Source organism: Okeania sp. SIO2B9, from assembly GCF_010672505.1.
GTDB lineage: Bacteria > Cyanobacteriota > Cyanobacteriia > Cyanobacteriales > Microcoleaceae > Okeania > Okeania hirsuta.
On the sequence record NZ_JAAHGK010000320.1, the window covers coordinates 1 to 6,389 of the forward strand.

7 protein-coding genes and 1 pseudogene are annotated in these 6,389 nt (G+C 36.9%); all 8 read left to right on the forward strand.

The window, feature by feature from the left end; genetic code table 11:
- The coding region (locus tag F6K13_RS13190; RefSeq protein ID WP_287287594.1) for a hypothetical protein at nucleotides 1–186 on the forward strand (186 nt) is incomplete at its 5' end.
- Between the two features lie 16 nt (nucleotides 187–202).
- Entirely contained in the window at nucleotides 203–1,519 is a 1,317-nt protein-coding gene (locus F6K13_RS13195; RefSeq protein ID WP_287287595.1) for an MmgE/PrpD family protein, read from the forward strand.
- A gap of 48 nt (nucleotides 1,520–1,567) precedes the next feature.
- Nucleotides 1,568–1,900: a hypothetical protein gene (locus F6K13_RS13200; RefSeq protein WP_240041551.1), complete on the forward strand. Its 333-nt coding sequence runs from the start codon at nucleotides 1,568–1,570 to the stop codon at nucleotides 1,898–1,900.
- A complete protein-coding gene (locus F6K13_RS35140) occupies nucleotides 1,890–1,970 on the forward strand; it encodes a hypothetical protein (protein WP_353735659.1) in 81 nt (26 codons plus the stop codon). Before F6K13_RS13200 ends, F6K13_RS35140 begins: the two co-directional genes overlap by 11 nt.
- 6 nt (nucleotides 1,971–1,976) lie before the next feature.
- Nucleotides 1,977–3,380 carry a flavocytochrome c gene (locus F6K13_RS13205; RefSeq protein ID WP_287287597.1) on the forward strand — a complete coding sequence of 468 codons (1,404 nt, stop codon included), beginning with the start codon at nucleotides 1,977–1,979 and terminating at the stop codon, nucleotides 3,378–3,380.
- Between the two features lie 170 nt (nucleotides 3,381–3,550).
- Complete coding sequence (locus tag F6K13_RS13210; RefSeq protein ID WP_124147805.1) at nucleotides 3,551–4,441, forward strand: phytanoyl-CoA dioxygenase family protein; 891 nt, start codon at nucleotides 3,551–3,553, stop codon at nucleotides 4,439–4,441.
- Nucleotides 4,442–4,810: 369 nt separating this feature from the next.
- Nucleotides 4,811–5,156 (forward strand): annotated as a pseudogene (locus F6K13_RS13215) (IS701 family transposase); the annotation flags it as partial.
- A 164-nt stretch (nucleotides 5,157–5,320) separates the two neighbouring features.
- Nucleotides 5,321–6,064, forward strand: a complete 744-nt coding sequence (locus tag F6K13_RS13220; protein WP_124147806.1) for an isochorismatase family protein — start codon at nucleotides 5,321–5,323, stop codon at nucleotides 6,062–6,064.
- Nucleotides 6,065–6,389: the final 325 nt, after the last annotated feature.

Consider the following 6,389-nt stretch of genomic DNA (forward strand, 5'->3'; position numbering starts at 1 on the left):
GTTCCTGTTTTACCTGAACAAAGATATTTACAATACCTCGCAGGTAGTAAAAATCTTACAGGATTATGGGTAGCCCCTCTGTTAGAACGTTATGGGAATACAACAATCGATTTTTTACAACAATTGCCTTGGAAACGTTACAAGACAATAGAAGAAATTTTACAACCACAAGAAGTTACTGTTTAAATCTCTGACATTAAAAATGCAAGTAATCAATTTTATTCATCAACTTAAGTTAGAAGATATTCCAGAAGCAATCCAACGAGAAGGAATTCGTAGCTTAATTGATACTTTGGGAGCGGCAATAATTGGTCACAACACCAAACTTTCCCACATTGTGAATGAATATGTAGTGGCGACTTATGGTGGTAAAGGCGGGTTTTTATGGCTTGATGGTAGGGAAGTATCTCTACCTGCGGCAGTATTTGCTAATGGGATGACTACCGATGCTATGGGTATTTATGGAGGACATCCCCTCGCTAGGGGTACAGCTGGGGCTACTTTATTAGCTACTTTATTAACTACAGTTACCCCCAATGCTACAGGAAAGGAACTTTTGAAATCATGGATTATGGGCTTTGAAATAGCTTTCAGAGCAGGAATAGCTTTAAATAAGAGAGATAGTAGTAAAGCTCATACCGCTTGTACTTGGAATATTATAGGTAGTGCGGCGATCGCATCTCGTCTGTTATCATTGAGTCCCTCTCAAACGGAACACGCTCTTGGTATAGCTGAATATGTAGCCCCTGTTGCACCCATTCCCAAAACCGTTGGTTATCCCACTATGGTGAGAACTGGTGCTGGTTGGGCAGCAATGGAAGGGGTTACCTCTGCATTGTTAGCTAGACAAGGTTTTACAGGAGCGCCCACTTTCAATATCGAGGAAAAAGAAGTAGCCGATATTTGGGATGATTTAGGACAACATTGGCAATTATCTAAATCTTATTACAAACCTTATACCGTTTGTCGGTGGATGCAAGCAGGTATGGATGCGGCATTAGTACTTAGAGATAATCTGAAAGAAGATTTTAAAAGTATTACGTCTATCAAAGTTCATTCTTTTGCTGTGGCAACCAAGGAAAGAAATATGCCTATGCCCAAAAATACCGAGGAAGCTCAGTTTAACCTCAAATTTGCAGTGGCGGCTATACTCGTTTATGGTGAATTAGGCAGAGCAACAACATTTGAAGCCGCATTTAAAAGTGATATTGTTGCTCATTTGTATGATTGTATAGAGACTATTGAAGAAGAAAAATTTACCAGTATTTATCCCAATCAGCGATTTGCAAGGGTAATTATCAAAACATACAGTGGAATGACTTATGATTCTGGTGATATTGAGGAAAAATGGGCATCAACTGAGCCACCCACGGATGAAGAATTAAAAGAAAAGTTTCGAGCTTTAACCAAAGGTGAGTTGTCAGAAAAACGAGCAACTGATTTGGAGGAAATGGTTTGGAATTGCATAAGTTTATCAAATGTAAGCAGTCTGCTTGAATTGATGAATCAACCTTCTTGAGACAAGAATAATCTAGAATTATCTTTAATAAAGGAAATCAAAATAAACATGAAAAATTTAGTTTCATCTACCGCACTTAAATCCTCTCAAGTCCCCGTAAAATTGTCAAATCGTTCCTTTCTTCCGGGTTCAGATCATCCATCCATGCCATCTCATATTTCCAAAAATCCGACAGAAACATTTCCTTTAGTTTTACAACCAATATCTAATTCTTCTGCTAAAAATATTTCTATAAAAGAATGGGTAAAAGAAACAGAATTTTGGATTGAAGAGGTTTTGCATAAGTATGGAGCTATATTTAATAGCTCATATCCGCCAAAAAATATGGCTAAGTGCTGTTTCAATTCAATGGCAAAAAGGAGATGTATTAATCTTAGATAATCTCTTAGTCCAACATGGAAGGATGTCTTTTGAAGGACCACGTCAAATGTTTGTGAGTATATTGAAATAAAGAGAGTTGCAGACGAATTTAAAAAGAGACAGATGGAATAATGAGATAGATGTCATTGTGATCGGTAGTGGTTTTGCCGGTTTAGCCACCGCCATTTCTGCTAGAGAAGTAGGAGCATCCGTAATGGTTTTAGAAAAGCAAAATCATTGCGGTGGTAATTCTTTATTTAGTGATGGAGTTTTAGCAATAGTTAATCAAAATTTGCAAGGTGAAAATGGATTAATTGATTCTCCTGATTTACTCAGGCAAGATATGTTAAATGCAGGACGTGGTTATTGCGATGAAAAGCTAGTAAATATCTTGGCTAATCAAGCAAATGAGGTTTTTCAATGGCTCGTTGAAGAGATTGGATGTTGTTTTCAAGATCGTGTAGATCAGTTTGGTGGGCATTCAATGCCTCGTAGTTATACACCTTGTGATGACTCTGGCAAGGGAATTATTAAACCCATGTTGGCTAAATTCAAAAGCTTAGATGGTAAGATTAAGCCTAATACAAGTTTTAGAGAATTCCTTACCAATGAAAAGAATGAAATCATTGGTGTGGTTATTCAGTCTGTTCAAAAAAATTCAACACTTCCTCTAGAATATATTAAAGTCCGAAAAGGAGTTGTCTTAGCTACTGGTGGTTTTTCGGGGGATATTTCATTCAGAATCAAATATGATCAGCGTCTCAATGCTGAAGTTGATCATACGAATATACCTAACACTACTGCCCAAGGAATGTTACAAGCCGTAGCACTAGATGCTCAAACAGTCAATTTAAACTATATTCAACTTGCCCCTTGGACTTCGCCTGACGAGAAATCTTATGGTACAGCTCCAATTTTTGCGAGTTACGCTGTATTCCAATATGGATTTATGGTTGATGTAGCCACAGGTAAACGATTTGTTAATGAATTAGCAGATAGAAAAACCTGTACAGATGCCATGTTTGAACTCTCACAGCCAAGTGTTGGTATTGCAGATGCCCAAGGAGTCGAATTAGCTGGAAAAAGTATTAAAAGTGCTTTGAGGCGTGGTGTTGTGAAAAAATTTGAGACTTTAGAGACTTTAGCTGAGGCATATAACATCCCTGTTAAGACTTTATGTGAAACACTACTTGAATACAATACTTATGTTGAGACTCAGTGTGATGTGGCATTGGGCAAACCTATTCTTGAAGGTAGCAAACCATTAAAACCTCCATTTTATGGCGTACGTTTATACCCAAAGGTTCATCATACAATGGGTGGACTCAAAATTAATGCAGATGCACAGGTGCTTAATTCAAAGGAGAAACCAATTAAGGGTTTATATGCGGCTGGAGAAGTAACAGGTGGTGTTCATGGTGCTTGTAGATTAAGTACCTTAGCCATAACAGACTGCCTTGTATTTGGTCGTATAGCTGGCCGGAATGTTGCAAAGCAGTAAAGTTATACTTTATAATTGGTATTGCTGAATCAAGGTATGAAAATCAAAACTGAAGAATCTCAAATATTTGTCATTAATATAGTTTAGCAATCGCCAAAAAATACAAATCATACCAACGCATCAGCAACGCCTAAAGTTCTATGGGTAAATATAATTTAACTTTTTAAACAATGGCTCAAACAACAGTAAAAACAAATCAAGAAATTAAAAGTATTCGTCCTCTCACTGATGAGGAAGTTACTCGTTTTCATAAAGATGGTTTTATCATCATCAGAAATATGTTCTCTGCACAAGAGCTTAAACCTCTTCAAGAAGCCCTGAAAAAAGATCCTACTATGGGAAATTCACAAACAGCCGTAATATATGAGGACGGCAAGAGTTGGAAAGTTTCAGCTTGGACAGACTTAGGGGAAACTTTTTTGGGCATTATGCCTCGTACAGCAAGAATTGTTGATGCTATTGAGTTACTATTAGAAGAAGAATGTTACCACTGGCACTCAAAAATTGTGATCAAGCAACCTGGTGATGGTAAAGTTGATTGGCACGCTGATTTCTCTGCATGGTATCAGGATGGATGCCTTTACCCTAATATGATTACTTGTTCTATTGCACTAGACAAGAATGATATTTCTAATGGTTGTTTGCAGATACTTCGTGGTTCCCACGTTATGGCTAGGCTAGATGATGTGACTAGAGGTAATTCTGTGGCTGGTGATCCGGTTCGTATGGAAAAAGCTTTTGAAAACCATGAATTGGTGTATTGTGAAATGGACGCTGGTGATGTTTTATTTTTTCATGCTAAAACGCTTCATGGTTCTGATGGCAACAATAGTCATGAAGTTCGTTCTTTAATACATTCAACTTTTAATGCACGATCTAATGAGCCTATTTTTCGTGAACGACAACAACATCACTTATATAAACCACTAACTAAATTACCAGACTCTGCACTAAAAGATGCTAATTGTTCAGCTTTTGATGATCAAATATTTCACGGAAAGGAAACTGACGGTAATAAAAGGAAAGGTATATTTCTAAGAAGATTGCCCCACAAAGAGTGAAAACTGCTTTACCGAAAAATTGTGGGTATGCGCCTCCCCTTTTCAGGGGATAATAAGCGGTCGTTTGCGCAGCATGACCTAGGATGGGATGGCGAGGTCTCCTCGCCATATCCAATGGACTCCTGTGAAGAAAAAATTTTCATGAATTTGTCAATCCTCTTCAATTCATGGAGAGGTAATTATTCATTATTCATTATTCATTGTTGAATGATGACTTTTCTCGGAAATGGTACTAATATCAATAACAATGTTAGGCTAGGGCAATTATTTTACAGAAAAAAAGTTATTAAAATAAAAGGTTTTCCACGAGACAAAAAAGCGAGTGCGTAATTCTGAGGTTTCCTCAGAATGTAAGACGCACTCAAGACAGTGAAATTATTTTGGGCTACTGTTACCGCCAACAGAACAGAATATATTGTTACTAATGATTTGAGCCAATCTTAAGAGCGATGATGTAGAATTTGAGTCACAAACCAGATGGAAAATAAAAGAGTTCCATAGAGAAATTAAGCAATTAACAGGACTTGAGCAGTGCCAATGTCGTAGGGCGAGAATTCAGAAAAACCATATTGCTTGTGGTATGTTGGTTTGGAACCATTTAAAAGAGTTAGCTGGAAAAATGGGGAAAACTATTTATCAACTGAAACATCAATTGTTATCTAAATATTTAGTATCTGAACTCAAATATCCTACAATTAAAATGACGGTGGTTTAAGTTTTTATGAATAGGAATAGAATCAGCAAAGCTGGGCGATAGCTATAATTTTGTAGGCGATCACTATATTTAGTATACGCTATATATAGTGTCTTTGCGTAAGTCCTGAATAAATAAAATTTAGCTAAAATTATTTATACTATTGTTTCATTGAGTAAATTATAATGACAACAACTCTAGGGACTCCTGATACTACCTTAGCAACTATTCAAGCTGCTTTACCTGTTGATCCACGACCTTATATTATAGCCGATCGCTCTGCCGGATTAATTGTAGTAGATGTACTTAATGGTTTTTGCACTGTTGGGTTTGGTCCCTTAGCACCCCAAGAACCTAACGAACAAATTGCTACAATGATTTCAGAAAGCGATCGCCTAGCGAGAACTTTTGTTGAACGAGGTTGGCCAGTTTTAGCATTTTTAGATACCCACGAACCAGGGAAACCAGAACCTCCTTATGCACCTCATTGCGAAAAGGGAACAGGAGAAGAAGAACTTGTCCCAGAACTGAAATGGTTACACGATAATCCCCTCGCAACATTAGTTCCCAAGGATTGTATTAATGGATTTATCGGTTCTATTGATGTTAATACTCAGCGTAATGTATTGTTAAACTGGATAAATGAATACAAACTGGAAGTCTTAGTTGTGGTAGGAATTTGCACCGATATCTGTGTGATGGATTTTGTTGTAACTATTCTGTCGGTTCGTAATCATGGTTTAGTGCCTACTTTAAAAGATGTGGCTGTATATGAAAAAGGTTGTGCTACCTTTGACCTCACAGCAGAAATGGCAGCAGAGCAAGGTTTACCAAAAACTGCTATTCATCCACAGAAAGTATCACACCATGTCGGATTATATAAAATGGCCGAACGCGGTGCATTTATTGCTTCTACTATTGAAATTTAGAGGCCGACCGACTGTTAAAAGTAGAATTTTCCGGTATTGAAAATAAGTTAGACACCTATACTGTGTTGATGATAAGCTTCAAAAATTACAGCAGTTTTCGAGTTGATCAGTTACAAAGTTTGATACTTTTAGGGAATAGGTAGCAGGGATCAAGGAATGAATAAAAATTATAGATTATTCATAAACTATACCGTAATTATTCGGTAAAAAATCACAAATATTTGTAGCAAATAAAGAAGTTTTCGAGTCTTGGAGGTAGAAAAAATTATGCTTTTAAAACACAGGGAATAGGGAATAAGAATTAGAGATAAACTTTAAATTATAC

Coding starts and splice junctions, on each gene's coding strand:
- F6K13_RS13195 (WP_287287595.1), top strand. CDS start 203: ATGCAAGTAATCAATTTTATTCATCAACTTAAGTTAGAAGATATTCCA.
- F6K13_RS13220 (WP_124147806.1), top strand. CDS start 5,321: ATGACAACAACTCTAGGGACTCCTGATACTACCTTAGCAACTATTCAA.
- F6K13_RS13210 (WP_124147805.1), top strand. CDS start 3,551: ATGGCTCAAACAACAGTAAAAACAAATCAAGAAATTAAAAGTATTCGT.
- F6K13_RS13200 (WP_240041551.1), top strand. CDS start 1,568: ATGAAAAATTTAGTTTCATCTACCGCACTTAAATCCTCTCAAGTCCCC.